Here is a 25,949-nt window from a genome sequence, read left to right as displayed (position 1 = left end):
GCTCGGTCTGGAGGATCGGCCTTTGTCGCTATTCCTGCCGTTGGCCTCTTTCGAGGCCGCGCTTCGTCTCGGCGGGAGGCTTCGATCATGACGGCCGCCGACCGGTCCAAGGGTGCCCGGCTAGGACGACGATCTACCGGACGTCATCGAGATCGTCCGTGCCATGTTGGGGTGGACGGCTCCCAACGGCATCGCAATGTGCCAGAATGAGTTCGTTGATAGCTCAATCGAGGGAGACCGTCCGTGGAAGAGATTATCCGAATTGGTGTGGATACCCTCCCCTTCCCGTTTGAATCGAACAACGAGTGCTTTTCCGTCAAGAGCCCCGGCATGATCAGTCTCAATATCGGCCGATATTCGCGGGCTGCGCGAGGCGAAACGGCTTGCCCAGAGCTTGACGCTGCAAGCCTCGAGGAGTGTTTTGGCGCGAACGCAATACCGATCGCGCGCCCTGACCCCTAGCCCGAGTTGGCCAACAAATCGTAAACGCAGGAGCGCGCATCGATGGAAAGCAGGATCATCGACAGCCGTAACGATTTTGCGCAATGGGCAATTGATAGGTCCAATGCGATCCTGAAATCAGGGTTCGGAACTCGCCACCGCGGCCCGCAAGGGAAACGAAGCCCAGATCGCTGAGACAGCACAGGCGCTCGGCTAGGCGACGTCGATGCGCTGATGGAGGCGTTCGACGGCCTCGCCGGCGACGATTGAGCGACCGCTTGGCCGGCACGACTGGCAGCGCCAACGGAAACGACGGCCGGTACGCGCGCTCCCAATCCATCCAACCATCATGATTTCAGACTGCGCTGAATCCGCCTCGGCGGCATCGCGAGAGCCCCGCTCGTCCTGCGCATCTTCAAAGGCAAAAAGACCGTCGACGTCGAGCGGCTATCCGACAGGCATGTCGCTCGCCCGAGGCAGCCGCGCTTTGCCCTCCTCACCAAGGCGTCCTTTGAACAAGTGAACAAGCTCCCCCGCGTGAGGGCGGTCGACTTTGCCAGCTGTCGACTTTGCCAGCTTGCCGGCTGATGATGACAACGTATATACTTCATGAGTATCTTGCCCGCAGGAGGCCGAGCATGCCGAAAGAGGCGGTTTTCACGATGAAGCTCGAACAGGTGGTTCGCGAGCTGATGCGTGATTACATTGAGCGTCGGCGCGAAGAGCGGGAGTATGACGAGTTCCTCCGCCGCAAGGTCGAGGTCGCGCGGTCCTCGATGCGGGCCGGCCGAGGCCGGACGAATGATGAGATCGAGGCTGACTTCGCCGCCCGGCGTGCCAAGACGGCAAGCCAGGCGTGAGGGTCGTATGGACGCCAGAGGCCGAACAGGACCGAGCCGACATTTGGGACTACATTGCGGCCGACAGCCTGTCAGCGGCCGCTCGGATGGACCACCTTTTCAGCGACGCAGCGGCGAGGCTGGCGGATTTCCCCAAGCTCGGCCGCACCGGAAAAATCCCCGGCACGCGCGAGATGATTCCACACGAGAGCTACCGTCTGGTTTACGAAGTCGAAGGCAAATCTCGTGCTGGCCCTGGTGCATATAGTTCGCCGGTGGCCGCCGACGAAAGAGTAAGGCCGGGCTAAAGTCAAAGACACGAATTCGCGCCTCTTCCGTGAATGCCCCCGTAAGGACCGAAATTTGGCTTGGAATTGCAGCTTACCGCTTCAATTGAAATCGGAAACCAAAGGCTACAGCGTTTTATCACAATCTCTCTTGTCGACAGTGATTGGTTTCGCCGCCCAGATCCGCGAAAATTCTGACCTTGGATCGTTGGGCGGCCCTGGAAACGCAGGGCTTTGTGGCTTTTTCCTTGACCTATCGCTCGCCCTGCTTGAGTGGACCACCTGGATGTGAGGAGCGCCGGAATGACAATAGAGCCGATCCGCTTGCCCGATGCCGCCACCGTCGAGGCCGAGCTCGCATCTCCGGAGGGGTAGTCGGCCTACTGCAGCATCTGCAAACCGTGCTTTTCGACCACCGACGGCCTACTGCAGCATCTGCAAACCGTGCTTTTCGACCACCGACAGCAGCTTCAACGCTAGCCCGCTCGGCCGCTTGGTGCCGGTCTCCCACTTCTGCACCGTCGAGTCCGACGTGTTGAGATAGCGCGCGAACACCGGCTGGCTGACGTGATTGCGCTCGCGCAGCGCCTTGATCTTCTTTGCGTCGAATAGCGTCGGCCGGGACAGGCAGGCTTCGTCGAAGGAGCGCAGGGTCTGTTTGTCGACCGTGCCGGCGAGCACCATGCCTTCCACCGCGCTGTGGATCGCCTCGAAGGCGTCGCTCTTGAATTTTCGTCTAATCGTCATCGCCAATCTCCATCAAAACTCCAGCATTCAATTCCGCGTCCAAATCCACGATGGATTTGCGCCGGTAGAGCGCCACCAGATCGCGAAACGCAATTCGTCATCATCGATGTTCGCCCTGTCCTGTTTGGCGATAGACGTAAACCCAGAACTCGCCGCTCCTGGCGAGCAGGATCGATTGAAAGCGGTTGTCGCCGAGCCGTTTCTTGAACACGCCTCCGCCCAGATCATCCGCTTTGCCCTGCTCAGCCTCCCTGCGTAAGCGCTGCGTTGGAAAGCCGTGCCTTGCGCGCCGCCTTGGCGAACCATGCTGTCTTGAATATTCGATCGGGCACGATGAAAGATAGCACTTGGTGCTATGGTGCTCAATGGGTGTCGCAACCGTGCTAAGTTGGCTGGACAAGAGCCCACCAAGCCGAATGCTCTCGCGGTCGGGAATCAGCGAGCGGAATCAGTGATGGCGTACGAAGCCGACGAGGGAATTGCCCGACATCGTAGAGATCACCCTCGCCATGGGCAGGGTGGAGCCCTCCCCTCCCCTGCCGTGGTCGGCGCGGTCGGCATGCCTGGCTTCATGGGGACAGCGCCGGCCAGCTTCATTGATCCAGAGGCTGTCAGAGATGGCCCGCGACCCGCAAATCCGCCGCGAACGTCGCCAGATGGATCACCAGCCGAAGCGGCTGACCTTGGCGGTGGCTCTGCAGGGGCTCGGCGCCGAAGGAGGCGTACCAATCGGCCGCGCGTTCGTTCTTGGCGTCGATGATCAAAACGATGCCGCCGCCCTCCGTCACCAGCCGAAGACAGCGCCTCGCGGCGGCGGCCAGCAGCTGACCGCCCAGCCCCTGCCCCGCTATCGATCTGTCGGTGGCGATGCGCGCCAGGAGAAAGCCCGGGACATCGTGACGCGCGAGCCCCTTGGTCATGCGCGCCGGCACGGCCGCATGACCAAGGGCCGACGGCGCGATCGAATAAAATCCAAGAATCCGACCGGGCCGCGCCGTTTCTATCGCGCAATATGTTTTGGTGGCGTTCTGCTCATGGCTCTGGCGCGCATAACGGGCCAGGAAGACGTTCGTGTCGGCGTCGCCGCAATCGAAGTCGCTGCGATCCTGCGCCTTCGAGATCGGCTCCTCGTGCCAGGCCGGAAGGCTCATCGATCACGCGGCAAGGCGGCAATCGCGGCGCGCAGTTTTTCGTTCGGCGGTGGCGGGTTGTCCAAAAGCTCCAGAATGCGCAGGAAATCCCGTTCCGAGACCTCTATCCTCTCGGCGCTCTTGATCACTGCTTCGGCCTCGCGCAGGGCCGCACGGGTGACGAACTCCGTCAAATCCGCATGCACAAGCGCGGCTGCCCGCATCAGCGTCGCCTTCTGCTGCGCCGCCACGCGCAGGTTCATCCGTTCATTCGCTTCAATCGCTGCCCGAGGCATAATAACCTTCTCCACTCCTGCTATTTTGGAGTTGACGGGTCGCAATGTAGCTGGATCACGCCGCCCTTGTCAAGTATATATGTCTTAAAGGCGTACATGTTCCCGCGTTAACAGATAGCGCTCCAAGCGGCAGCCGACTGTCAGAAGGCATTCAATCCAGCCACGGATGTCGCCATCGGCTCTCGCCATCGCCTCTCGCGTTGTAGGGCGCGTTCACGATCGTCAAGACGGATGCCAAATGCTTGCTCATAATGGCCGTCAGGTAATCGTTTCGGGTCGGAGACACAAGTTGCCGCCTCCTTCGCCGTAGAGTGGCCCGATAGCCCCACTATCGATAATGACCTCAAATTGATCTCGCGGTCCAATCGGCCATCGTCCTTCAGTATCTCGGCAACGCAGCAGTTGAAGCAGTCCGGACGTTAAGCTACGACCACGGCAGGCAATTCATCACCTCTGATGGTACGAAACCGCTTCAGTTTTGTCCTCAATATCTTGCGAAGCACCTGCGCCGCGAGAATGAACATCCTTGTCAGCGCCTGGGCGCGTAGAGTTGGTGCGGATTTGCTTGAAGCCGTGCGCGACGTCACTGCGCTCTGCCTCGCCGCAAAGGCTTTGACCTGCCCCGAAGGATGTAGTGCAGGAAGATGTTGGCAAGGAGCGGGCTAATTACTCCCTGAACGCAAAAGGTAACTTCGGTCGGAGGACGGCACATTACCATTGGAGGACGGCGGTTCGCTGCAGGCAGCGGTAATAGTGGATTTTGCGGGCCGAGCTACGGGTCGACGTATGGTAGAGCGCGTAGCCGCATTTCTTGCCTGACACCAGGCCCTGCACGAGGCTGGGCTCAATGGTGCGGCGCGGCGCGAAGCGCTTGTTGTCGGCCAGGCGTTCCGCCGCCAACGCGAAGGTCTCTTCGCTGACAAGGTCGGGGACCGGGTATCTCGATCCATTCCTCCCGCGGCCGCTCGTGCGCACAGGTCTTTTCGCCATGAACCGCCCGACCCGACAGGCGGAATGGCTTCGTCACCTTTTGCCGTGGCCCGACTTTCGTCTCGTTGAAGCAGGCGGTGCCTTTGTAGGCGGGATTGCGCAACATGCCCCACACGACCGAACGTTCCCATCGGTTCACGCGCTTGCGTGTCGGCGGGGCCATTTCCCGCAGCAGCCGGGCGATGGCGCCAATGCTCAGGCCCTCGACCGTGTATTTGTCGAATATCAGCCGCACCACTGCCGCCTCGGCGGCGTTAATCTCGTAACGCCGGCATTTCGGGCGTCTTGCGGATGTAGCGATAGCCGCAGGGCGCCCCGCCGAGCACGGAGACCTCGCCGGCTTTGGCGCGGTGACGCTTGCCGCGGCGGGAGCGTTCCAGAATCTGGGCCCGTTCGTACTCGGCGATCATGCCCTGGAACTGCAGCATCAGCTGATCTTCCGGCGTGCCGGCATGCGGCGCTTTGATGAAAATGGTCTCGATACCATGGCGGGCGAACTCATCGGTCAGAAGGACCTGATCCGGCGCGTGGATGAGGACCGCTTGGATTTGGCCCTCGGCCGCGAGGTCGCGCAGCCGCTCCAAGCCGGGCCGCAGCAGGCTGGCGCCGCTGAATCCTTCGTCCTCGATCACCCATTCATCGGGGACGCTGAACCCCTGCTCGCGGGCGAACTCGACCAGCGCCGCTGTCTGACTGGCGATCGTGTTCTCCTCCTTCTGCTGGTCGGAGGACACCCGGGCATAAATCACGGCGATCTTCATCGCTCCCCTCTCTTATCCGCGGTCCAATGCCGACGACACGGACCCGCTCCGGGACCCGAATCCCGTAGACCTGCTCCAGCTTGATGGTGAGGAGACGGTCAAACGCATGCTCGAGGTGGACGCTGCGGCCCTTGACGCCGCAAGGGGTCAGCCATTGCCGCCGACTTCGCCGAGGAAGGCGCGCAATGCCCGGCTGACCAAGTCGCTGATTGTCGTCGTCTCGGCCGCCGCCCGCGCCCGCACCGCGTCGACCAAACTGGGCGGAAGCTTGAACGTCACCGCCGTCGTCGGCTCGGCCACCGGCACCGGTCGTTCGAGCGTCTGGGCCGCCTCGATGTACCGATGGGCTTGACGTCGGGACAGGGTGAATTGGCGCGACAACAACAAGGCAGCCTCCGCCACGCTCAGCCCACGCGCGAGCAACCCATGGGCCGCATTGAGACGCTCCCCTTTCGATCGAGCGGGATTGTCCGATCGAACTCGAAGTTACCTTTTCCGTTCAGGGAGTACTGCCCGCCCCTTGCGGGGTGCCCCTGTCCGTCTCTTGCTCTTAAGGGGCGGCTGTTGCCACGGAACGTCCGTTAGCTCAGCGGCTCGATCCGCAACCGACGTTCTCGCTCGATTCTTTGATATCGCGAAACTGGAGAAATTCCCCCTCGCATTGGCGACCGGCAAGACCCGAAAAGTTCAGAACCACGGCCTTGGCCGACCAGTAGGGCGCAGCCTGAATTCATTGGTACATCTTCAGACGCCTTCGTCAGCCTGTCGTCAACTAAGCGGCCTAACTAAACCTGCCGCGCTTAGCCAGCCTGAAGTCAATTGCGAAACAAAGGAATACGAATTTCATGTATGGTCGAATTGATGGCTCGTCAGATATCCACTACCAGGGTGGTGTCGCCGAGCAAACGGAAACAGATGCAGGAAGCGAGGGATTCGCGAATATGTTTGCCAGAATGCGCTTAGCTGGATTGGATTCCAGCGGCAGCTCTTCTTCAGCCGCAACACAAGCGTATTCTCTCTGCTCCGAGCCTCCTGTTGTGGAGATCGACAGGTCTTCTTTTAGGAGGGAGGTGAGGCAATTTCATGGCGATAATATTATGCACATCGCCGACAATCCACAAGAGTATTCGGACTTCGTATCCTCACGGGCCAGTCGCACCGCGGATGTTGCTAAGCAATACGGCATGCGTCGAGATACGGAGCACGCACGATATTTCAGCTATCAATTGGGAAATCAGAGTGCTGGACTGCTGAGAACGGAAGGCGGATTCAGAATGACTGAGTTCGAGTCCGAAAATTGGCGGCAACAATTTCCTGGTCGAACTGAGATCACCTCCATAGTGGATCTACAGGTCGCTCATCCGCTCGTTGAGAATGCAGGCGATATTCTGCTGGAGCATCAACTTCGGATGGACGGCGAGCGACCATTGCTGAATTGGCGTGCGGCTAATCCAGAAGCACGAGCCCGCGCAGCGCAATTGGGGTTTGTTGAAGTGGATGATGGCGACATGGTCCTTGACCCTACCCAGCATCCCGAAAAGTGGACAAAGAACAGTGTGGGTGAATGGCAGCGTGCAGACAAACCACCGCTATATCTCTGCAAAACTGGGTATAGCGAGAGCAGTGATACCGAGAGCGCGCCAAGTTCACCCAGATACTCGTACGAGGATGACTTTATGTGACCGCATCCTGCGGAATTTGAGCGCGGTTGGGGAGCCGCATCTGATGACGGCGTCAGAGCACCTTGACGCCGTCTTCCCCGACCGCATCACAGGTCAAACTCCAGCCAATCAAGATGCGCAGGGGAACGACGTCGAGCCATTCGGCTGCGTGGCCGACGTACTCGTCAGCATCACCAACAGTCACCTGAACAGCCCGGGCAACCTCCTGCCTGCGAGCGGATCATCGAAGTCGACAACGCAGCGTGTCGGCGGGAGTGCGTCATCAGCCTTATCCGTACGTCATTGCCGGATCGCAACGCCGCCTTTCCGGTCTTGCACCTGGATCGGCCTCGGTTTGACTATGGGTATCAGCGCGTCGGGTTGCGAGCTGCTGGGTGCTTGGTTGCCGAGCCAGGGTTTGCATTAGAGCCAGGAGCCGGCGCTTCGCCTTCCGAGCTGCGAGAAACACATACCGCGGCCCACTGATTGCATGTAGCGAAGCCGCAAGGGCTTGATGGACGGACGAACCGGCGGGACCGGTCGCGAAGGACATCAATCGCGCGGGTGCGATGTGAGCTGAGGAGAGCCCTTCTCTTCCGGTAGCTAATCAAGTTTGGCCATTGTTAGCACATCAATTGCCCGCCTTGCGTTGAAGCGGTTCACGCGGCTTGCCCTGTGCGGCAGGTCTCTTGGATTGCGTCGATGGCGACGCACTCCAACTCCATTTCGGCGCTGCAGCTTCAGCCTAAGCTGGGTGTATCCTGCAAACCGCCTGGCTCAAGCTCCACAAGCTCAAGCGCGCCATGGTCAACCCTAACCGGACACCGCTTTCCGGAACTGTTGACGTGGACGAGTCTGCCACCGACGGACTCCTTGCCTCTTACGACTACGTGCCCGGCCGTCGCTTCAGGAAGGTCAATGAGCAATAGGACGATGTCCGCACACATCGTGTTCAAGTGGATTCTGGCATTTTTGCGAAACCGAATTGCTGGGCGCTGGGCACATTCCATAGCTTCCGGGAGAACCATCTTGACGCCTACTCGACGAGTTCGCCTTCCGCTGGAACCGGCGGCGTCATTTTCACAGCGCAATGGACACGATGCTTGGCATCGGCGGGCGCATCGCTCCTTCGCATCGCGGCATCGCCGGCGATACGACGCAGTGGAAAAAAGATCACGTCGGCGAAATCCTCAAGAGGTGCCACCCGAACAAAGGGCAAATCGTAGAGGATCTCGCGCACTACCGCGTCTACAGGGTCATGGTGCTGGAGGAGCTCGTCTCATAAGCGATCTCCCAATTGGCGCGTGCTGGCAACACCCAAATCATGCCAGCTTGGCCGCGGTCTACGCCGATTGTCGACGCGCAGCACCAGTATTGTGGCAACCTGAGCGAACGGGACAAGCGGTCTATTTTGCGATAGCGCCGTTGTTTTTTGGGACTCGTCAGCTTCTCGAAAGCTCGCGCTCATAGCTTGATGATATCGATCTTCTACAAGGTCGCCGCCAATGGAAAACAGATGCGGGAGTAACTGATGGTCGCAGCAATTGGCAGTGGAATTGGCAACGTTTCCTTGGCCCGTGAGGGGCATGGAACTTCGAATGGACACCAGCAGCACGCATCGGGTCATTCTGGTCATAACAGGCCAGTTGGCGATAGCGATCGAGCGGAAGGTCCGACCAGTTCTGGGGATGATTCGCAAGCTGCAGCTGAACGCGAAGCCTTCGACACGGCTCTCCGTTCCGTTGCGCTAACTATTCTGAACTCTGCCATGGCAAGCTCTCAGGACGCTCTGGCAGAAACTGAAGAAGATGCCTGACGCCGGATGGTCCGCGTCAGGAGGCCCGTGCCGTCGGTGACGGCACACTCTTAAGAAAGGAAAACGATATGGGTGGTAAAGTAGGTACTGCTACTAGTGCGGCTGGCGCCGGCGTTGCGGGTGCTGCAGACGTGGCTACCAAAGCCACGGGCGCTGCCGCTTTCCAGGCGCAAATCGCGGAGCTGACGGCGGTTAGCATGGAGGCAACGGCAAGGGATATAGAGCTGCGCACGGTTACGACCAATCTACAGACAATCAAGAAGGCGGCCGACGAACGCGTTCAGTAATGTCGGAAGCGGGGCTCTAGAACTGCCCCGACCGCGTCGCCCGGGGAGCGCGATGTGGAAGCAAAATGAGCCGCATGGCAATTGCCGTGCGGCTTCTTTCCTTATTCGGGAGATCCTCCGTGGATAACTCCGTTTCCCTCCATTTCGAAGTGCTGTCGGGACTCTATTCCGGATTGACCGGTAAGGCGGCTCTAGAAACGAGCCTAATCGGCGGCGGCCTCGATGCCGATATTATCTTCGTCGAGCAAGGACTGGCGCCGCATCATCTTCGTATCACTCTTCTTGGCAACTCGATCGAGATCGAGGCCCTTGCAATAGGAGTCAGCATGGAGGGCAGCCGGAATATTGCCGCAGGCGAGTGCGTTGTGGTGCCCCTTCCTGTTGTCATTCACGCGGGCGCGATGTCCATTCGCTGGTCAGCGCAGTATGCAGCGCCAGCTGGTTCGATCGGCATACCGCGTCTCTCGATCTCTGTGCTCGCCTTAGTGCTACTCGGCTCTCTCGGGATCGGCGCGCTTTCGGCCATTTTCTCCTACTACGGCAACGCTGGTGCATTGAGCGCCAATTCACCTAGTGCCGAACTTGAGTCCAAGCCGACCAATAAACGCGCTGATGATCAAACTGCCGTGGCAGCGGCCAAAGATTTGCAAGAAGAAGTCGATAAAGCGGGCCTGCTTGATATCAAGATCGGCTCCGCAAAGGGTGTCGTGACCGCTGAGGGCACCGTCACGTCTGCATCAGTCATCGGTTGGCAGAAGGCTCAGCAGTGGTTCGATCATCGCACGAATGGGGCTCTAACATTGGTGAATGGAGTGGTTATCAAAGAGGAGAAGGCGCCATCCGCAATCGCCGTTGAAGCCGTTTGGCGTGGGTCCCCTCCGTATCTCGTAATCGATGGCGAAAAGTATTTTGTCGGCGCCCTTTTGGATGATGGATGGATGGTCGATCGGATCGAAGACGGTCGTGTGCTGCTGAGCCGAAATGGCCGACTTGCTGCTCTGCCGTATTAATGGTTTCCAGGGACGCAGGCCGTATCAAGGAGAACTCCTCGGTCAGCTATCTACCATGCGCGGTACTGACGATCCCGAACAGACTGGATGACCGGCCATCTTCGCGTCTGGCTCTGGCTCTTATGCGTGGCCAGCGCGCCTCGAGAGACAGCTTGGACGAAGCCGCCCGCGGGCTACGATTCGCGCCCGTAGCAGCAGAATAATTCTCAACGATCAAAAAGGGGCCTCGATGGCCAACCTCCTGCGTAACTTCATCGAGCGTGCGCCGGCCAACCCGGACTTGATGGTGGCCTTGCTGCTGCTTCTGGCGATCAGTATGATGGTCATGCCGATCCCGGTCGTGGCGGTCGACGCGCTGATAGGATTCAATATAGGGCTGGCCATACTGCTGCTGATGGTTGCCCTATATGTCAGCACGCCGGTTGATTTTTCCTCTTTGCCCGGCATCATTTTGATTTCCACGGTATTCCGTCTGGCGCTTACCGTGGCAACGACGCGATTGATCCTGGCCGAGGGCGAGGCAGGCAGCATCATCCACACGTTCGGCGATTTCGTAATCTCAGGCAACATCGTTGTAGGTTTTGTCATATTTCTGGTGGTGACCATGGTGCAATTCATGGTTCTCGCCAAGGGCGCCGAACGCGTAGCGGAAGTGGCGGCGCGATTCACACTCGACGCTCTGCCGGGCAAGCAAATGGCGATCGACGCAGAGTTACGGAACGGCCACATCGATGCCAACGAATCTCGCAGGCGCCGGGCCGCATTGGAGAAGGAGAGCCAACTTTATGGCGCGATGGATGGCGCCATGAAGTTTGTTAAGGGCGATTCCATCGCCGGGCTGGTGGTTATCTGCATCAACATGCTGGGCGGAATTTCGATCGGCCTGCTCTCGAAGGGCATGTCCTTTGGGGAGGTGCTGCATCATTATACTCTGCTGACCATAGGTGATGCGTTAATCTCGCAGATACCGGCACTGCTGCTCTCGATAACAGCGGCGACCATGGTCACTCGTGTAACTGGTTCGGCGAGGCTCAACCTTGGTACCGACATAGTCAATCAACTCACGGCCAGTACCCGAGCATTGCGGCTGGCGGCCTGCGTCTTGGTTGCTATGGGGTTCGTTCCTGGTTTCCCAATGCCCGTCTTCCTTATACTGGCCGCAGCCTTCGCAGCTGCAAGCTTTGTCAAGGGCGATGTGCTAGACGACGCCAATGTCAACGCTACAACCGCAGCTCCAGCAGAGCCTCAAAAGCAAACCGTGCCTGCAGAAGCACGTCCGATCGCCTTCTTCCTTGCGCCGAGCCTTACGCATGTGATCGACCAAGTCGAATTGCAACAGCATATTGCACGCGTATCGCAACTAGTTTCAGCCGATCTCGGCATTATCGTTCCCGGCATTCCAGTTGCGGTCGACCAGCATCTACCCGGGTCGCAATTCAGGATAGATGTCGAGGGCGTGCCAGTCGAACAGGATTTGATTGATCCGACACAACTAACGCTTACAGACGATACGGCAACCATCGAATCGAGCGGCATCCCCTTTCGGCATGATCCAGAAACGGGCAGAATCTGGGTCGAACAAAGCCATGCACCGGCACTAGCCGCCGCCGGCATCGGACATCGCCGCCCCAGCGAACTACTCGCGTTGCGTGTCCATGCAACGTTGGCCCGCTATGCACCGCGCTTGGTCGGAATCCAAGAGACCCGTCAATTGCTGGGCCGAATGGAACAAGAGTATGCTGATCTGGTGAAGGAGGTGCTGCGCACGACCCCGATCCCTCGGATTGCCGATGTGCTGCGTCGTCTGCTGGGTGAGGGCATCCCGATCCGCAATACCCGCCTCGTCCTGGAGGCCTTGGCCGAATGGAGCGAACGTGAGCAAAACGTAGCCCTGCTTACGGAATACGTTCGTTCCGGTATGAAACGGCAGATCTGTCACCGCTATGCCGATCGAGACGGTATCGTGCGCGCCTTGATCATCGAACGTGAGACCGAGGAGGTGGTGCGCAGTGCGGTTCGAGATTCGGCTGCAGGCCCTTACCTCGTTTTAGAGGATCGGCAAAGCGAAGCGCTGCTGTCACAGATGCGTCAGATCGTTTCGAGCACAGCTCCGGATCAGCCCCACCCTATCGTATTAACTTCATTGGATGTCCGACGCTTCGTCCGCGGTTTTCTCACCCGCAACGATATCGACCTGGCTGTGCTGTCTTATCAGGACCTCGCCTCCGACTTCACGATTCAGCCCGCCGGATCCGTCAAGCTCCCGCCCGGAACGAACAGTGGAAGGCCAGGGGAACCTAGCAATATCCACTTTGCCCCCAACTGAAAGGCACGCCACTCCATGATAGCCGAGAACGAAGCATGAATTCACATGAATATACAGTCGCTCCGCCGTTATTCTCATTTGGCCTGAACTCACTTCTCTTCACAGTACTCGCCATTTTGCCTCTCGGCGGTTGCGCTAGCTGGAATAAGCCAGTTCTTTCAGTGAAGGAGACGTCGCCCCCAGAATTGTTGGGCGCCAATCAAATCGATCCGGCTATGCGCGAACGCATTTTGCACGCTGTCGGTCAGGATGCTCAAGAGCGGGCCTTGCGGGATGATCTGAAGCAGCATCCGGACAATGTCGATGCGGCGATCCGTCTTACGAAGACCTTGGTATCAAGGAAACGCCCGCATGAAGCGCTTCAGGTACTCGACAGCGTCTTAGTTGCTGTCCCGGGCGATTTGCGTGCATTGAATGCGAAGGCGGTTATCCTGGACATTGAGGGGCGGCATGACGCGGCACGAGTGCTATATCGGCAAGCTCTCGAAACAGAGCCAGGAAATCAGATGTTGCGCCACAATCTAAACCTGTCGCTTGCGTTTGACGCGACGTCCGAACGGAGTGCGTTGGCACGATCGCGATAGCTGTGCACAGACTGGCATGCGCATGCCAGAACGGAATCGCAAATCTCCGGCAGCCGCGAAGAGCCAAGGTGGCAAGAGCGCGGTTAGCAACTGATGAATTGGCAGCGCGGTGAAGCCCAGCAGACGCACAGTCTCCCTTGCCCCCGCTTGCAACAGGATCCCGGAGAGCAAGGACGGCTGAGTAAGCCGGCTCCATGCTAGAGATCGAATTCATGGATGGTGGATGTGGCGACGTCGACATCGTCAAGTTCGCGGCTCGGCCGGCCCCCGAATTGGCCATCGAGCCCCGAGAGGCATGACGGGGACCATCAGCGTGCGGGAAGTTGGAACGCGTCGCTCGGCGTGAAATCTCGACACATTGCCCGCCTCGGCGCAGCCAACGCCAGCCAGCGTCGCCGACGCTTAGATTTGTACTTTTCCGGTGCCGGACTTGCAGGCAGCAAGCCACTGCATCGCGGAGGTTGCATCCTCCAAAATGGCGGCCCGTTTTGCAAAGCCGGAAAAAGCGTTATGCGCTGCACTTACAGGTTTTCGCCCATCGTATACATCGTAACACGCCTTGAGGGCGGCTTCGTGGATCAGGTCTCGGCGATCTTGTGGCCATTGATTGAGGAAATCGATAGCGTCCGCAAGACTGGCAATCTCTTGCACGATGTACGCTGCACGTCTCACGAAAAGCGGGCTGCTGAAAACCTCAGAGTTCATTCTATTCTCCCGACCTGCTGAACAGCTAGACTATAGACTAGTGCCTCAACGACACCCGCCGACCGTTGCAAAATGTGTTGTCAGGGCGATGACGCTTTCAAGAGAAATGTAGCCGCGTCATCCCCGGCAGCCACAGGCCGAACCCTAAAATACTGCTGCAAGAACAGGCTCACCGGGTGATGCATCTACAACGTTCCGGCCATTGCGAACGAAAGGTTTGATACATTTTCCCGGCATTATGTAGCAAAGACCACTAAAAGGGACTTATCCGACTGATTCTTCAGCCTAATATTCGCTCAGGACAGCACTTGACGCTGCCAAGATGATCCTGAACACTTGATGGCAACTCGGCTCGTGAGCCATGATGGCAATCCGACGGGCACGAATGTCTTCGTGGCTATCCTAACCGCGGTGTAAACGCGCGATCCATCCGGCAGAGCCGAGTGACTTTCTTCCGACAGCGGCGGTATTAACCATCGAACGAATACTCGATCGACTCCCTGGCACCTTCCAGGTATGAGCCCGCCCATGATGTTCGGGACCGCGCACATACAGAATTGATCTCTCGGTGGCCCAGTAGCCGCCGCGGAGCCTGTATGCCTGCAACCCGGAGCCTGACATGACCAATCTCTTCGCCATCGCCATGACCGCCGCGCAGCCTGCTGCCGCGGTGCTGCACGTCCCGACTCCGTCCGGAGGCTTGGAAATACGCGGCCCAGCCGCCTTCCAAGCCGAGGAGGGACTGAGCCGTGGCGAAGTCCAGACAACAACCGAAAGGGCAGCATTTCCTGCTGTCGCCAGAATGCCGGACGCTGACCGTCATAGACCTCGCCAAGGTCCGCGAGGAGACCGCCCATGGCTGGTTCAGGAAGATGCGCTGGCCCGAGACCGACGGAGAACCGTACTGTCCGAAGTGTGGCACGCTGCGCTGCCACGCGATGAGCCGCGGCCGCTTCAAGTGCTATGACAGAGTCTGCAAGGCGGTCTTCACCGTCACCTCCGGAACGGTCTTCGCATCACGGAAGCTGAGCTTCAGAAAGATGCTGATGGCCATCTGGTTCTCGGTGAACTCGGTCAAGGGCAAGGCGGCGCTTCACCTCTCCCGCGAGATCGGCGTGCACTACAAGACCGCCTGGGTGCTCCTCATGAAGCTGCGCGAGGCCATCGCCTGGCGCCGGGATGACATGGTGCTCGAGGGCGAGGTCGAGATCGACGGCAAGTACGCCGGCGGCCACATCCGTCCCGAGAACAAGGCGGAAGACCGGGTCGACCGCCGCCTGAAGAAATTCCAGAACATGAAGCGGCTGTGTGCGCTGGCGATCAGGGAGCGCGGCCTCGGCGGCCGGACTTTCACGCGCGTGATCCGCGACGAGGACGGCGACGCGGCGTGGGCGGCCGTGCGCGACCACGTCTCGCGCTCGGCTACGGTGATCGCCGACGAGCATGCCAGCTACAACGACATCGTCGGCCTCAACAGGATGCAGCGGGTCAACCACTCCAAGGCCTACCAGACCGAGGATGGGACCAACACCAACCAGATCGAAAGCTTCTTCTCGCGCGTGCAGCGAGCCTATGTCGGCATCCACCACCGCTTCTCGCTCAAGTACTTCGACTGGTACGTCGCCGAGCTCGCCTGGCGCGAGGACACGCGGTACCATGGCAACCGAAGCCAGACGTTCAGCGTCCTGCGCACCGCGCTGTCGCGGCCGACCTCGCGCTTCCTCTGTGGCTACTGGCAGGGTAACAAGCCTCCAGATATAATTTGGGAAGCGTAACTCGATTGCGTCAGCTCAAGGCTTAATCGACCTCGCAGGACGATCCGCCAGATCTGGCGTTGGCGCAGATGTCAGATCCTCGGGTCCGATGATGTGGACGGAAGCGTCGGTCCTGGCAAGTTCGGCGACTTTAGGCTTGCAGCCGTTGCGGCTGAATAGCAGGTACTGCTTTCCTGGCTTGTCCCTTCCGTAGGAAGTCGTCTCCGATCTCTTTCTCAACAGATCCAGCATTCCTATATCGATCTTCACCGAGCGCCACTTGCATTCGCCATAGAAGAACGTCTCGTCGAGGAGGCGGCCTGCGACATCTATGTCGAAGTCGGCATGGCCCCAGATGCTGCCGACTTCGCGGGCCGGACTGCCCAAGACCTCGGCGAGATGAAGGCGGGCGTAGTCGAGGCAGATGCCCTCGAAAGCGCCTCCCATATATTCGGGGAAACGTCTCTGGATGTACTGGTCGTAGGTTTCCGCGCCGTAACCGCCGTTGATCGCCGTCAGGTTTGGCCTCACGAACCTGTGCCAGAAGCCCATAAGCCGATCAGTCAAGACGACGCGTTTGTTCCGCGTCTTCTCCGCCGCGTCGAGCGACCGGACGCCACTCACGAGGTGGAGCCGCTCGAGCCTGTCGAGATACTGGCCGACAGCGGTGGTTGGCATCTGCAACCGCGTCGCGATGTCTCCGGCGGAATGAAGTCCTTCCGAGATCGCGGCCACGATGCTTGCATAGATTCCCGGTTCCCGAAGCTCGCTCTGTAGGAGGGTGTTAGGCTCGTCGATCAGGGTCCCGGTCTCTGTAAGAAGCAGGTTGATGACGTTGTCACGCAGGCTTGCATGCGGGTCGCAGAGCGTCAGGTAATGCGGCACGCCGCCGAAGATGGCGTAGGTCTCGATGAGTTGCTCCGCGCCGTACTCCGGAAAGAATCCAGCGAGGTCCCGCAGCGGCAGCTGCCGCACCTCGAGCCGCAAGGTCATGCGGCCGTACAGTGGATTCTTTTCCGCCAGCAGATCCTCCATCTGAGCGACGGCAGAACCGCACAGGATGACCTTGAGGTTTCCCGCGCGTGCTACCTCGGAGTCCCAGAACCGCTGGATGACCGACGGCAACGCACTGTCCTGGTCGACAAGGTACGGGAACTCGTCGATCGTGACCACAGTCCCGGGTTTGGCCTTGGCTACGTCGGCCACGAAGTGGAAAATTCCTTCCCAGCTGTCGAGCGACGCCAGGACGGGTGATGGACCGAGAACCCGGGCTACCTCGAGCTTGAACTGTTCCATGTTCAGGACGGAGGAAACACGCGTTGCCTGGAAATAGATTTCGTTCCGGTTGGCGGCTGCCTGGCGCAGGAGCCTTGACTTGCCGATCCGGCGGCGGCCATAGGCGATAACGAGCGACGCGGAACGCTTGTCGAGTTCGCGTTCGAGCAGCCGTAGCTCCCTTTCCCTCCCAATAAAATGGTCCATGGCAGCAAGCTCCACTTTATAATCACGATTATTATAATCTGGATTATAAAGATGTCCAGCCGTGCAATCGACCATCTCTGCGGCGCTTTGTGTTGAGGGCTGCCAGCAGGCCAATGTGCCCGACCCTGGGATAGCCCCCCAAACTTGGCCAGACAACTCGCAGCGTCTAGGCGGCAATTTCCCAGAGGAATTGCCTGTTCGCTGTCTTGCCGACGTGCCTCACGCGCCCGGCTTTCGTGAGCTGCGTCAAGACAGCCGACAGCTTGCGCGACACCTGGTCAACGATACCCGCCTCGTTGCCCAAGCCGACCGCCCGTGAGAACTGCGCGGCGCATTCGGATGTTGAAACCGGGCTTGCCGCGTCATGGAGAATCCGAAGCACGACCTGGCGCTGGTTCACGCCCCCATCGAAGCCTTTACCTCATCTGAAATCCCGGCGGTTCGGCCTGGACGGCGCGCCCTGGCTGCCGTCGGCTCGTAACCGGGTTCGTAGATGGCAATTACCTTGTCAATGCAACTGACCTGCTCGCGGACCTCGGCTCGCAGCTTCGCCAGTTCCTCGAGCCTGTTGGTCAATTCGGCTCGTTTCAGTTTCAACTCATACGCGACGCTCATGCCCGCCCTGTCTCATATTCCGACTTGAGACAGGGTAGATCAGCTCGCTCAGGAGATCTGGTGGTTTTTGCTAACCTAATGCCGCATTTTCCGGCCTTCTCGGGACGCGACTCCGCTTGGCTGCGGCGGCCAAGCCAGGCCGGTGCTGACCTCCACGCCGTGCGTTATCGGTACGGCAAAAGTTTCGCTGTCTGCACGAGGAGCAGGTTTGGCGATGTTTCGCACAGGTCGCGGATCGACGCATCGTCAAACGAAAGCCACTAGCCGGATATCTCACACTGTCTTTCGGCGTGGGTCTGTTGCGGCGCTTTTGTGAGCGGGTGCGTTGCAGGCAAGAGCCATGGCCGCGCGGAGCGGTTGTTGTGGTTGGGCGATGTCGTTGCTGTTGAGGGGAAGGGTGGATGGGGCGCTCAGGCGGCTGCCGCGAGCCTGGCATATGTGAGAGCCCATTCGCGCTGGAACGGGCAGGCGGAGTTCATGGCCAGCTTGATGCGGCGCACCGAGATGCTGACGAGCGCGCCGATCTTGAACAGCTTGAGGCGGATGGTGGCGCAGCTCGCTCTGGCGAGCCTTGTGTTGGCCAGGCCGATGCGGCGCAGCGCGCAGATCAGCACATAGGCCATTGAGGCGAACCAGATCCTGAGCTGGTTGGCGCGCATGGTGGCCGCCGAGGTGCGGTCGGCGAACAGGTCGAGCTGGCATTCCTTAATGCGGTTCTCCATCTCGCCGCGGGCACAGTAGAAGTCCTCATAGAGGCTGCGGGCCGGCCAGGCTTTGGCGTCAAGCGAGGTGACGACGAAGCGCGGATTGGCCTCGCCTTGCGTCCACTCCGCCTTGGCCACGACCCGGCGCCGGCAGCTCCAGCTCTTGCGGGTGGTCCACAGGAAGTCCTTGAAGCGGCGCGCCGGCCGGCTGGTGAGGGAACTCTCGCCTCTGGCCTGCTCCAGTTCGGCCCCGATGTGCCGGACCAGCCGCACATTGCGGGCCAGGCCGAACAGATAGTCCACGGCGTTGGTCTCGCACCAAGCCATCAGGTCCTCACGGGCGAAGCCGGAATCGGCGCGCAGCACGATGCGGACCTTTGGCCAGCGGCCGCGCAGTTGGCGCACGATGCGCTCGATCTCCTGAACCGAGCCGGCGGCGGCGTCGATATTGGCAGGCCGCAGCTTGGCGCATAACAAGTGATTGCCGCAGAAGACGTAGAGCGGCAGGTAGCAGTAGTGGCCGTAATAGCCGTGGAAGAATCGTCCCTCCTGATTGCCGTGCAGGGGATCGTCGGTGGCGTCCAGATCCAGCACCACTTCTTCGGGCGGTACCGCGTGCGCTCCAAGGAACAAGTCGACCAACAGCCTCTCGATCGCCGCCGGATCATGGCTGATCCTGTGATAGCGCGAGGGCTGCGGCCGGCTCAGTTCCAGCCGGTTGAGCGTCGACTTGCCGGCGACGGCGGCACATTTCTTGTGACGCCGTGCCTTGAGCTTGCCGGCCAGCAGAGACAGCACCGGATCGTGGCGCAGTTCATCGTGGTCGTTGATATCCTCATAGCCGAGCGCAAGAGCGAAGACCCGCTGCGCAACCAACGTCTTCACCGCATGCTCGATCAGGCCCGGATTGCGGGCATCCACGAAGCAGCGGGCAAAGCGGTCGACCAGTCCGATCGCCCGGTCCGTCAGCCCCAGCAATTGCCCGCCGGGCATCCGACGTGATCGTCCCGCCGTCGAAACCGGCCACAACGGCGCGCTTTTCAACAGCTCCAAAATCAAACCGTTCTGCGCTACACTCTGTTTGCATCGGGGAACACCTCTGCCTCCTCTGCCTAGGGTAAGTCTTTGTCGCAGAAGCATTTTCCCTGATTCGGAGCCCCGATGCACCTCAACTATGTGAGATATTCGGGCTAGCGGCGGGATGATTTGCTGCTCGTGTGCTTGCGGAGGCCTGCACAGGAGAATTCATCTCCATCGATTGGTGCCGTTCGCTTCTGCAGTGGTATCAGCCCGGGGCCGCTGCGAAGGAAGTAGCTGTCTCTGGTGCCAGCGCCAAATGGTCGGTCCACGCTGGTGGCCACAATAATGCTGCGGTATGAAATGCACCGCGCGGAGGAAGAAAATGGCCCTGATTCCGGTCAAGAGCCTTCTCGACCGGGCAAGGCGAAACGGCTTGTTCATCAGCCTCGCTGCAAGGAAGCGAGAAGTGTTATCGCGCTGACGCGCATCCCTGCTGCGCAATGCGCCATCGATCCACGCGGACGCGATCGGGTTGACCATGCCGTTCCAGGGCTTCGCTAAGGAAGGCCCATTAAACAACGTGTCGGGCCCATGCTCAGCTTCGAGTGTTCGCCAGCGCATGAAGTCGGCTGCAGGTTTGTCGACCATGGCTGCGTTGAAGAACTTGGCGCCGGCCATGGTCGCGCCCCCCCGCATCGGCTTCAATCTTCACCCAGAAGCACCCGAGAACGAGGAGGCTACCACCTATAGATGCTCTCTCTATTGCGACTCTATGTCAGCCTATCCTCGGTCTAAATTAAGACGTTCGAAATACCAAGATGGGTCATCGTCGGACGAGTCTGTCTCAAAGCTTTCTTCACTGGAATTCTCTTGAATACTTGCTTCGCTATCGGTATCGCGGCCCTCGGCTTTGGAGAGATATAGAGCAGGTTTGTCTGCCCGCTGCCATTCACCGTCACTATTCTTCGTCCACTTTTCGGGATGCTGGGCAGGGTCAAGCACCCACCGATTGTCACCCACATGAGCAAAGCCCATCTGATCTAGGCGGGCCTCCATTTCAGGCAGAGCAGGTCGTGACATGACCAACGGCCGATCGCCGTCGAGCCGAAGTTGATGTTCAAGTAGAATATCGCCTGCGTTCTCCACGAGTGGATGAGTAACACGAAGGTCAACGACGGATGTAACGTGTTTTTGCTCGGGAAACTGTTGCCGCCACGGTTGTCTTTTGATGCTAAAGCCGCTTTCTGTTCTTAAGAGCCCAACGCTTGTATCGCCTAGTTGATAACTGAAATATCGCGCCTCATCCGTATCACCATGGGTGCCACCGTAGAGCCTTGCAACCGTTGCCGTGCGCTCGGCCTTTGAGGACACGAAATCCGAGTACTCTTGCGGATTGTCGGCAATGTGTTTGATTTCACCGCCGTAAAAATTCCTCATTTCCCTACCGAACGAAGACCTGTCGATCTCGACGATAGGAGGCTGGGAAACTAACGCGTACGGCCCTGTTGGGGCTGAAGACGAACTAGCCTGAGCATCGGGCGGTTCCAAACTCGGGGCCACACGTTCAAGTGTTTGCCCAAAGCGATGGCTGTCAATTGGCTGCATCGTTTCGTCAGCTTGGCTCGTGCTTGTGGATGAGTCACTGATTCGACTGTACATGGCGATTCCTTTCTCTTTTCAACGTCAGTCTTTTCGACAATGAGTTTAAAGCTGGTCAGGTCGCTCTCGAAGAGATACTCGACCACGCTGACGGTAAGCTGACCTCAGGTAAAATCGTTGCGGTGGGCGACGTGCAGCTTGACCTGCGCGTCCTCTAGGACCGGTCCAATTCCTAAGCCGCCAGAATCTTACACACCGCATCGCGAATAGGAATCAGCTTGCGGACGATGCGGGCGCGCTGGTCGGGAAATGTCGGCGGCGCCGCGGCCCTTACGCACTGTGATGGCTACGGCGCCGCTTCGACCATCTTCATCAACGCCACGGGCGTTGCCGATCAAGTAGCTGTCCCCATGGAATACCGGCGCTTTCAGAAAGGCCCTCGCCCACGCTGTCATCATCGTGCTCGGCAGCGAGATGGATCGTATAGGTTCACCGTCATAGATAGCTTCCGGAAGCAGGCGTCACCTCGCAAAGCGCGTGCCGTGGTCGACTCGCGGTTTGCCATGTAGATATAGACTTCGCCCAACGGTCCTGACGTGGTTGCACGCCTGCCGAGCAAGAGGCCAGGATGATGCAGGAACCGGCGGTTCACACACGATCGCGCCATCGCCAACGGTGGAGCGAAACGCGTCGATGTCGAGCCAGGTTACGTCTCGTTCTGGCCGGACGTTCTCTTGCGAAGAAGAGAATGTCGGCCATGACGTCGGTACCGGCATCAGTCCCGGAAGCTGCATTCGGACAGTCGAATGGCGGGGTGACGAGATCGGCCGAACTGGCGATATGCTCGCGCGCTCGGCTGTCGATCTTGTCCATGGTGCAGGAACACGTCACGAAAGCCGCGAGCACGCCCGGTTTCAAGAGATCGATCGAGCGCGCGACCGTGAAGACGCAACCCCGTCGAGCGATACGCGCGATCCCGACAGTATGGCGAGATCGAATTCGCCGGCAGCTCGTTGCGGGCGAGTCGCCGGCGAGGTGCGGGCGTGCGGCTACAGCAGCCGGGTGCGTGCGATCACCGGATCGAGGGTGATCCTGGCGACGGGGGCGACCTCACGCATCCCCTTTGACATCCGCGCCGGAAACAGCCCCGTGCCGATTCCATCACCCTACCCCCGCGTCAGCCGAGCCGCAGCAATCCAGCCCCTCCCACCCAAGCTCGGATCCTTAGCGAGTACCGATGCGCCGAAGCCTATAAAGCAGATCAGTTGCGCCTGCTCGGCGTTCTTGCCCGACGATCTTCATCGATCTCGGCGGCGGGCGAATGGGGGCGAGCGCACTCAACTGACTGATGCCCCCCACTACATCCCGTATCGAGCAGCCTGCGTCGACCGGTGCGCCGCTTCGGCAAGGGGATGGCGTGAGTGACCGCCAAGCACTGTGGTCAACAAGGACTTACAGAAAGCAGGGGTAAGCTTGCCGCGGTGGATCACGACGTTCTCTTGACCGATCGCAGCCCGGGCGTCCTGCCACTGCCGGTTATGGCCGCGTTGATCATTGGACTTCACGTGGCAAGCGGCGAAGTGGGCATCATCCAGCGTCGCCAACTGCCCCGCAAGTACCGGCCGCTTCGTATGGATGTGCACCCACATCGGACTCGGCATTGCACCATTGCGAAGCGCCTTGGGCTGCAGCCTAATCTCGAACAGCGTCCCTGGCTCGCCCTTCAACGCGCGCGGTAGATCCGCAGGCGTCAACTCCTTGGCCTCCCGCAAGTGTTCAAGGTACTTCTGCGACGGAAAGGCGTAGGTCTTCATGCACTCGATCGTAGTAGTGGCCCTTCCCTCGTTCAAAGCCTTGGCCAGTCCCCGCGCCTCGGACAACATGACCTTGAGCCGGACTGTTTTGTCATGCACTTCGATCAGTTGCGCAGGCTTGAATAGGCCGCGTCGACGAGGCTCCTCCAACGCGGCCAGACAGGCCTGTATCTCGGCAGTCTGCGTCTGCAGGCGCTCGACCACGGTGTTCACGGCGTGGTCGGCGTCCTCGGGTTTCATCTGGCGCGCTTGCGAGACGGTCCTCTGCTGATCGGCCAGATCGAACTGCAAAAGTTGGTCCAGCCGCGTGAGTCCTCGCATCAGGGCCTCCGTCGACGCCGGGGCCTGCCAGATCGCCAAGTGTGCCGCCGCCGACGATGCACTCGCATGCGCCTCCTTCGCGCTCACGAGCTTCTTCGTACCTAGATCCGAGCGCACGAGAACTTTGGCTGCTGGCGCTGTTTCGCTGTCGCCCGCTACGACTTGCGGCTCCGGCCGCCCGGCGGCCGAACTCCCGGCGCCAGCGGGCGGCTTGCGGTTGCCCTTCCCATTCATGCGTCCTTCGGCCACCACAGTCTTGCCGGCAATGTGGGCCGGTATCGCAGCGCCAGCATCGACCGGCGATGCGATGATGGCGGGCGTATTCGACTGCAATGCCAGGAGGTGCATGACCTCGTGCGCAGTGATCCACGCGTCGTCCACGATCTGGCCCAACAGTTCCAACGGGTGGTCGGCACCTGTTCGGTCATCGCTTAGCTTGGCAAGCATGTCGTGCGACCCCAACGCAAATTCCGAAAGCCGTTCCATGACTCCTTCGAGAACGGCGCAGTGCTGTGCGTCGAGTGGGCGCCCTTTGCTGCGCAGAACAGCGTCTGACGTCGAGAGGAATGCCGGAAAAATGTCGCCGACGAAGGTCCCCAGCAGACGCGCCCGCCCGTTCTCACCCATAAGGATTTCCCTCACGGCTGGTTCGAACGTGCTCGCCTGCGGCTCAATCTTGACCTGCGCGAGAGCGACCCGCGATTCCAGATGGATGACCTTCGTATTGAGTGCCCAGCCCGTGTGCAGCCGCAGTGCGGCCTCTTCGTCCTGCCGCATCTCGGCCGTTGTACTTGGTAAGTTAGCAGTGGCAGCGCAGACGGACCGCATCCGTTCGCAGCGCCTTGCCTTCTTTTCCCACCATTCCATGCAGGCCACATGGTGCTCCGCCACAGCGGAAACCACTCGGCTGAGCTGGACGGGGGTAGCGTTGGACTTGAGCGTTCGGTCGAGCACGGTGGCCGCACTCTTCCTGCGCTGTTCCAAGTGGGAGATAGTCGCGTAGCCTAATGCGTTGCATTCATCCGCCGCCATGAGCGCATCGTCGCGGAGTCGACGCGCCTGATCGTCGGACAGCATACTACGCGCCACAGCCGGAGGCAGGCTCGCGCGGCAGTCCAGAACTGTTGAGCTTGCATTGACGACCCGATCGATCAGCTCCTGCGCCTCCTCAGAGTTCCGAGCTCGCTTGGCCGCATTACGGCAAGCATCAAGTTCCTCAAGCAGGCCGTCCATTCGTCGCTTTGCTGCGTTGATTTCCTCGTCTGTCAAGGAAATGGGGATTGCCACAGCCGAAGTTGACGGCTGGCTGTCGACCGGGCCGGCGGCTCTATCTTCTGGCACCGAGGGAAAACCGCGCCGCCGCGCAGTGACTGCACGTGGTGCAGCGCGCAGGATTCGATGCCCGCCAACGGGGGCACCGGAAGACCTGTCGCCAAGGTCATCATCGTCACCGCGCGCAGTGCGAGCGGAGGACGTCCCTCTATCGTGAGGCCCAGAGCGCATCTGTTCCACGACCGAATCGAACGACTGACTGCCTTCCCCGGGGGCAAGACTTGATTCCGAGCGCGAACTGCTTGCTCCCCTCGCGCTGTCGGCTCCAGCACCCCCTGTGCGCGATCTCCCTGGTCGGCCAATGCCCGTCATATTCCATCTCCGATATAGGCGACAATGCGCTGCCTATGATGTTGTGGGTTGATGTCGCTCATCTGTCGTCCCTAGGCCTTTGGCGTATAAGCGCAATCGCCGTCTGGTCACATAAAGTCATCGTCGTACGAGTATCTGCGGGAACATGGTGCGCTCTGGCATCACTGCTCTCGCTGTCCTCAGTTTTGCAGAGGCAGATTTGAGGTTTGGTCTTCACCGGAACTGCTCTTCGTCCCCTTACGCGAAGATGAGCGGCGGCTGGAAAACCTGACCCGGCTAAGTGCATCCGAGCAGATATGTCCGCAAACTTTTGGCTTCCTGCACCCGTTTGCTCGGCGGCAGCGGACGGAAACGTTTCGTCAGCTTCGCCAGGCGGGCAGTGCATATCGGACGAGCCGCCAAGTCCACCATACATGGCGATTCGGACTTCCATGTTTCGCATTGAGTTCAGGCGCGTTAGGCGCGGCAGGTCTCGGATAGACGGCCTGGCTGACGATTGGCTGACGAAGGCCTTCTCCCGGATGCACAAAAGAAAATCCGACCTAGCTTAAGCGTTGGCCATTTATGAATTCAGGCTGTGGCCTACAGCGGCCGGCGAAGGCCGCATCGGGCCGCCTGGGCTTGCGCGGGGCGCTGTCACGTTGATCCGAGGTTGGCGGCGACAGGAGCGCTGACAAGATATCAGCCGAGGGCTCGGGTCGCGCCTTTCCGTTCGGCGATAGCGTTGAGACGATCGAGACGGATCTGGAACGCTGACGGTTTGAGCGGGCTGGGACGACGAGATTGCAAAAGTTGAGATGATCGAGACGAAGCGCTGCGGGCTTGCCGGGGAACGGAAGCTCTGCATCGCCCGCTCCCGCTTTCGCAGCGGCATGGTGGGAATACTCGGCGGCCCTGTTATCGAGGTGTGCGGTGCTGCTTCCTGCACAGCCGTCGAACGTACTCGGGGAACTGGCCTCCCCTTCCTGGTTCCTGCTCGCGCCTGATGCCGGCCCAAAGCGAGTCGCGCCTGAACGGATTCAGCCGACGCCTCAAGCTGCACTCCTGAATGCTGAGACGGCGATCCAAGCCGGCGGTGACGGGTGCGTGTCGATTTGTGCGCCTGTCTTACCCCTG

The 25,949-nt window shown here is 59.8% G+C and carries 24 protein-coding genes and 2 pseudogenes; 9 read left to right on the top strand and 17 right to left on the bottom strand.

What is annotated here, in order from left to right; all coding sequences use genetic code 11:
* Window positions 1-1,079 precede the first annotated feature (1,079 nt).
* Together EH240_RS30170 and EH240_RS30165 are read left to right on the top strand one after the other, a co-directional pair.
* Complete coding sequence (locus tag EH240_RS30170) at window positions 1,080-1,301, top strand: antitoxin of toxin-antitoxin stability system (RefSeq protein WP_125005410.1); 222 nt, start codon at window positions 1,080-1,082, stop codon at window positions 1,299-1,301.
* Complete coding sequence (locus EH240_RS30165; protein ID WP_245436510.1) at window positions 1,298-1,588, top strand: type II toxin-antitoxin system RelE/ParE family toxin; 291 nt, start codon at window positions 1,298-1,300, stop codon at window positions 1,586-1,588. The genes EH240_RS30170 and EH240_RS30165 overlap by 4 nt, the downstream gene beginning before the upstream one ends.
* Before the next feature lie 402 nt (window positions 1,589-1,990).
* Here EH240_RS30165 and EH240_RS30160 read toward each other — a convergent pair whose 3' ends face one another.
* From EH240_RS30160 to EH240_RS30135, 7 genes and pseudogenes are all read right to left on the bottom strand, one after another.
* Window positions 1,991-2,314, bottom strand: coding sequence for a helix-turn-helix domain-containing protein (locus EH240_RS30160; RefSeq protein ID WP_125005408.1), 324 nt, complete (start codon window positions 2,312-2,314; stop codon window positions 1,991-1,993).
* Window positions 2,304-2,646 (bottom strand): annotated as a pseudogene (locus EH240_RS30155) (type II toxin-antitoxin system RelE/ParE family toxin). Before EH240_RS30155 ends, EH240_RS30160 begins: the two are co-directional and overlap by 11 nt.
* Before the next feature lie 279 nt (window positions 2,647-2,925).
* Window positions 2,926-3,465 (bottom strand): GNAT family N-acetyltransferase, encoded by a 540-nt coding sequence (locus EH240_RS30150; protein ID WP_125005406.1) that lies wholly within the window; start codon window positions 3,463-3,465, stop codon window positions 2,926-2,928.
* Window positions 3,462-3,740 (bottom strand): type II toxin-antitoxin system TacA family antitoxin, encoded by a 279-nt coding sequence (locus EH240_RS30145; RefSeq protein WP_125005424.1) that lies wholly within the window; start codon window positions 3,738-3,740, stop codon window positions 3,462-3,464. Before EH240_RS30145 ends, EH240_RS30150 begins: the two co-directional genes overlap by 4 nt.
* An 844-nt stretch (window positions 3,741-4,584) precedes the next feature.
* Window positions 4,585-4,965: a recombinase family protein gene (locus EH240_RS39345; RefSeq protein ID WP_245436509.1), complete on the bottom strand. Its 381-nt coding sequence runs from the start codon at window positions 4,963-4,965 to the stop codon at window positions 4,585-4,587.
* A gap of 19 nt (window positions 4,966-4,984) precedes the next feature.
* A complete protein-coding gene (locus tag EH240_RS39340) occupies window positions 4,985-5,491 on the bottom strand; it encodes a recombinase family protein (protein WP_245436507.1) in 507 nt (168 codons plus the stop codon).
* A gap of 147 nt (window positions 5,492-5,638) precedes the next feature.
* On the bottom strand, window positions 5,639-5,878 hold the full coding sequence (locus EH240_RS30135) for a hypothetical protein (protein WP_206075344.1): 240 nt from the start codon (window positions 5,876-5,878) through the stop codon (window positions 5,639-5,641).
* 458 nt (window positions 5,879-6,336) lie between these two features.
* Between EH240_RS30135 and EH240_RS30130 the strand changes: the two genes are divergently transcribed.
* Window positions 6,337-7,173, top strand: a complete 837-nt coding sequence (locus EH240_RS30130; RefSeq protein WP_125005402.1) for an Effector protein NopP — start codon at window positions 6,337-6,339, stop codon at window positions 7,171-7,173.
* Window positions 7,174-7,225: 52 nt separating this feature from the next.
* Here EH240_RS30130 and EH240_RS39760 read toward each other — a convergent pair whose 3' ends face one another.
* Together EH240_RS39760 and EH240_RS30125 are read right to left on the bottom strand one after the other, a co-directional pair.
* A complete protein-coding gene (locus EH240_RS39760; protein ID WP_281035180.1) occupies window positions 7,226-7,357 on the bottom strand; it encodes a hypothetical protein in 132 nt (43 codons plus the stop codon).
* Window positions 7,358-8,188: 831 nt separating this feature from the next.
* Window positions 8,189-8,392: a hypothetical protein gene (locus tag EH240_RS30125; RefSeq protein ID WP_125005400.1), complete on the bottom strand. Its 204-nt coding sequence runs from the start codon at window positions 8,390-8,392 to the stop codon at window positions 8,189-8,191.
* 358 nt (window positions 8,393-8,750) lie between these two features.
* On the opposite strand from EH240_RS30125, the gene EH240_RS38230 reads away from it, so the two are divergent.
* From EH240_RS38230 to EH240_RS30100, 5 genes are all read left to right on the top strand, one after another.
* Window positions 8,751-8,903 (top strand): hypothetical protein, encoded by a 153-nt coding sequence (locus EH240_RS38230; RefSeq protein WP_167484217.1) that lies wholly within the window; start codon window positions 8,751-8,753, stop codon window positions 8,901-8,903.
* 196 nt (window positions 8,904-9,099) lie between these two features.
* Window positions 9,100-9,255, top strand: a complete 156-nt coding sequence (locus EH240_RS30115) for a nodulation protein NopA (RefSeq protein WP_245436505.1) — start codon at window positions 9,100-9,102, stop codon at window positions 9,253-9,255.
* Window positions 9,256-9,329: 74 nt separating this feature from the next.
* Window positions 9,330-10,265 (top strand): SctD/MshK family protein, encoded by a 936-nt coding sequence (locus tag EH240_RS30110; protein ID WP_425374850.1) that lies wholly within the window; start codon window positions 9,330-9,332, stop codon window positions 10,263-10,265.
* Between the two features lie 229 nt (window positions 10,266-10,494).
* Window positions 10,495-12,591, top strand: a complete 2,097-nt coding sequence (sctV, locus tag EH240_RS30105) for a type III secretion system export apparatus subunit SctV (protein WP_125005394.1) — start codon at window positions 10,495-10,497, stop codon at window positions 12,589-12,591.
* Between the two features lie 35 nt (window positions 12,592-12,626).
* Entirely contained in the window at window positions 12,627-13,175 is a 549-nt protein-coding gene (locus EH240_RS30100; protein ID WP_125005392.1) for a tetratricopeptide repeat protein, read from the top strand.
* Between the two features lie 402 nt (window positions 13,176-13,577).
* On the opposite strand, the gene EH240_RS30095 is transcribed toward EH240_RS30100, so the two are convergent.
* Window positions 13,578-13,880 (bottom strand): DUF982 domain-containing protein, encoded by a 303-nt coding sequence (locus EH240_RS30095; protein ID WP_125005391.1) that lies wholly within the window; start codon window positions 13,878-13,880, stop codon window positions 13,578-13,580.
* Window positions 13,881-14,629: 749 nt separating this feature from the next.
* Here EH240_RS30095 and EH240_RS30090 point away from each other — a divergent pair.
* On the top strand, window positions 14,630-15,655 hold the full coding sequence (locus tag EH240_RS30090) for an IS1595 family transposase (protein WP_125005389.1): 1,026 nt from the start codon (window positions 14,630-14,632) through the stop codon (window positions 15,653-15,655).
* Window positions 15,656-15,670: 15 nt separating this feature from the next.
* Here the strand turns inward: EH240_RS30090 and EH240_RS30085 are convergent, their stop codons facing one another.
* The 7 genes and pseudogenes from EH240_RS30085 to EH240_RS30055 form a co-directional block, all read right to left on the bottom strand.
* Window positions 15,671-17,116 carry an ATP-binding protein gene (locus EH240_RS30085; RefSeq protein WP_125005387.1) on the bottom strand — a complete coding sequence of 482 codons (1,446 nt, stop codon included), beginning with the start codon at window positions 17,114-17,116 and terminating at the stop codon, window positions 15,671-15,673.
* Between the two features lie 166 nt (window positions 17,117-17,282).
* Window positions 17,283-17,516: a hypothetical protein gene (locus EH240_RS30080; protein WP_125005385.1), complete on the bottom strand. Its 234-nt coding sequence runs from the start codon at window positions 17,514-17,516 to the stop codon at window positions 17,283-17,285.
* On the bottom strand, window positions 17,513-17,731 hold the full coding sequence (locus tag EH240_RS30075; RefSeq protein WP_125005383.1) for a hypothetical protein: 219 nt from the start codon (window positions 17,729-17,731) through the stop codon (window positions 17,513-17,515). The genes EH240_RS30080 and EH240_RS30075 overlap by 4 nt, the downstream gene beginning before the upstream one ends.
* A gap of 410 nt (window positions 17,732-18,141) precedes the next feature.
* Window positions 18,142-19,522, bottom strand: a pseudogene (locus EH240_RS30070) (IS1380 family transposase).
* Between the two features lie 158 nt (window positions 19,523-19,680).
* Window positions 19,681-20,133 (bottom strand): hypothetical protein, encoded by a 453-nt coding sequence (locus EH240_RS30065; RefSeq protein WP_125005381.1) that lies wholly within the window; start codon window positions 20,131-20,133, stop codon window positions 19,681-19,683.
* 102 nt (window positions 20,134-20,235) lie between these two features.
* On the bottom strand, window positions 20,236-20,892 hold the full coding sequence (locus EH240_RS30060; protein WP_425374849.1) for a host specificity protein: 657 nt from the start codon (window positions 20,890-20,892) through the stop codon (window positions 20,236-20,238).
* Between the two features lie 1,520 nt (window positions 20,893-22,412).
* Window positions 22,413-24,833 (bottom strand): hypothetical protein, encoded by a 2,421-nt coding sequence (locus tag EH240_RS30055; protein ID WP_425374848.1) that lies wholly within the window; start codon window positions 24,831-24,833, stop codon window positions 22,413-22,415.
* Window positions 24,834-25,949 lie beyond the last annotated feature (1,116 nt).

Origin of the sequence: Mesorhizobium tamadayense, from assembly GCF_003863365.1 — a bacterium.
Taxonomy (GTDB): Bacteria; Pseudomonadota; Alphaproteobacteria; order Rhizobiales; family Rhizobiaceae; genus Mesorhizobium; species Mesorhizobium tamadayense.
This window is presented reverse-complemented; position numbering and strand designations above follow the sequence as displayed.